Genomic DNA, 2,376 nt, shown 5'->3' on the forward strand with positions numbered 1-2,376 from the left:
CGCCAGGTAGGCCGGCCGGTCCTGGCTGGCCAGGCGCTTGCGCCAGTGCGCGGTGGGTTTGGTCATGGGGGTACTGCTGATCGCATGCAACCCGGGGGCTGATCGCATCAACCGTGCCGGGCGGGCGCGCGAGGGCACGGGGCCGGGCGGCTGTTCCTGCTTGGTGCAGCAGGCGGCTGCGCAGCCCCATTGATCGGGTGCATTGATCGCATTGCCGCCGCCCTGCCGCGGTGCGGTGGCGCGGGCCGTCAGCGGCCCTCTCGTTCCGACAAAAAAAGTTGCAAAGCCGCGCGGGCGCCACGCCCTTGATTGATCGGGCCTTGATCGCATGGCCGGCCCTGACCACTGGCACATCGCATGCGAAATGGACCGCAGCCACCGCGCCGCCGGCGCTGGCGGCCCACCCGCAAGCGCAACCCACCACGGAGTCACCCATGCCCAAAGTCACCAAGCCGCAGAACCAGAAAGGCGAGTTCCTCGTCGACTACGAAGAGAAGGTGTTCGAGGACGTGAAGGCCGAGCCCGGCGAGAAGGCGCTGGTCACCTTCCACACCGTGGCCTTCGAAGGCTCGATCGGCTTCGTCAACCTGCTGCAGGCCACGCGGCTGCAGCGCAAGGGCTTCGAAACCTCCATCCTGCTGTACGGCCCGGGCGTGACGCTGGGCGTCAAGCGCGGCTTTCCGACGCTGGGCGACGAGGCCTTTCCGGGCCACCAGAACTTCAACAACCAGATCACCAAGTTCATCGCCGAAGGCGGCAAGGTGTACGCCTGCCGCTTTGCGCTGCAAGCCTTGTACGGCCACGGCGAAGGCTCGCTGATCGAAGGCATCCGCCCCATCAGCCCGCTGGACGTGCTGGACATCGTGCTGCTGCACCGCAAGCAGAACGCCTTCATCCTCGACACCTGGACGCTGTGACCATGCGCGTGGTGCGTGCGGCCGCGGTACAGATCGCGCCCGACTTCGACCGCCCCGAGGGCACGCTGGACCAGGTGTGCAGCGCGATCGACGAGGCCGCCGCGCGCGGCGCGCAGATCGTGGTGTTCCCTGAAACCTTCGTGCCCTACTACCCGTACTTCTCGTTCGTGCTGCCGCCCTGCCAGCAGGGCGCGCCGCACCTGAAGCTGTACGAACGGGCGGTGGTCGTGCCCGGCCCGGTCACCCAGGCGGTGGCCGAGCGGGCCCGCGCCCGCGGCATCGTGGTGCTGCTGGGCGTGAACGAGCGCGACCACGGCAGCCTGTACAACACCCAGCTGCTGTTCGATGCCGACGGCAGCCTGAAGCTACAGCGCCGCAAGATCACGCCCACCTACCACGAGCGCATGGTGTGGGGCCAGGGCGATGCCGCCGGCCTGCAGGTGGTGCCCACCGCGGTGGGCCGCGTGGGCGCGCTGGCCTGCTGGGAGCACTACAACCCGCTGGCCCGTTATGCGCTGATGGCGCAGCACGAAGAGATCCACTGCGCGCAGTTTCCCGGCTCGCTGGTGGGGCCCATCTTCGCGGACCAGATGGCGGTGACCATCCGCCACCATGCGCTGGAAGCAGGCTGCTTCGTCATCAACGCCACCGGCTGGCTGACCGATGCACAGGTGCGCTCGGTCACGCCCGACCCCGCACTGCAGCAGGCACTGCGCGGCGGCTGCCACACCGCCATCGTGTCGCCCGAAGGCAAGTACCTGGCCGAGCCGCTGACCGAAGGCGAAGGCATGGTGCTGGCTGACCTGGACCTGGCGCTGGTGACCAAGCGCAAGCGAATGATGGATGCGGTGGGCCACTACGCCCGCCCCGAGCTGCTGAGCCTGGCGATCGACCGACGCCCCGCCCGCACGATGTTCGACATGCCCGCCGATATTGAACCGAGGAGCCAACATGAGCCTGAACCCGGCCACGCCCAGCCCCGCCACCCGGCAGCTGATGACGGAGCTGCAATCGCACGGCCTGCGGCTGCTTGACCCCGGCGCCGGCGCGCCCAGCCGCCGCGGCGGCGCCGGCCCGTCGGACCACAAGGCGGTGACGGTGGACGGCCACACCATCATGGTCCCGGTGCACACCTCGTCGGCCTGGCAGTCGCCCTTCGTGGCCGAGGCGCCGGGCGCCGATGGCGCCAGCCTGCTCAAGCGCGGCAGCATTCCCATCGCGCAGATCGCCTTTCCGAAGCAGCCGCGCTTTTATGCGCTGCAGACGATGGACGGCGTGCCCTACTCGCACATCGCCACGCTGCATGGGGCGGACGTGCTGGCCACCACGGTGCTGCAGACCTGCATCCGCTACGAAAGCCGGCGCAAGGCCTGCAAGTTTTGCGCGATCGGCCAGTCGCTGGCGGCCGGCCGCACCATCGCCCACAAGACGCCCGAGCAACTGGCCGAGGTGGCCCGCA

The 2,376-nt window shown here is 69.1% G+C and carries 2 protein-coding genes and 1 pseudogene; all 3 read left to right on the forward strand.

What is annotated here, in order from left to right:
- The first annotated feature begins 434 nt into the window (after window positions 1–434).
- Window positions 435–917 (forward strand): MSMEG_0572/Sll0783 family nitrogen starvation response protein, encoded by a 483-nt coding sequence (locus tag ABNT58_RS00020; RefSeq protein WP_250195029.1) that lies wholly within the window; start codon window positions 435–437, stop codon window positions 915–917.
- Between the two features lie 2 nt (window positions 918–919).
- Window positions 920–1,951, forward strand: coding sequence for a Nit6803 family nitrilase (locus ABNT58_RS00025; RefSeq protein ID WP_348751472.1), 1,032 nt, complete (start codon window positions 920–922; stop codon window positions 1,949–1,951).
- Window positions 1,914–2,376: pseudogene (locus tag ABNT58_RS00030) on the forward strand (radical SAM protein); the annotation flags it as partial. The gene ABNT58_RS00025 and the pseudogene ABNT58_RS00030, both read left to right, overlap by 38 nt.

The organism is uncultured Aquincola sp., from assembly GCF_964001545.1.
Classification (GTDB): Bacteria; Pseudomonadota; Gammaproteobacteria; order Burkholderiales; family Burkholderiaceae_C; genus Aquincola.

What these genes read in the sequence shown, in the direction of transcription:
- ABNT58_RS00020 (WP_250195029.1), top strand. Translation starts at nt 435, where the DNA reads ATGCCCAAAGTCACCAAGCCGCAGAACCAGAAAGGCGAGTTCCTCGTC.
- ABNT58_RS00025 (WP_348751472.1), top strand. Translation starts at nt 920, where the DNA reads ATGCGCGTGGTGCGTGCGGCCGCGGTACAGATCGCGCCCGACTTCGAC.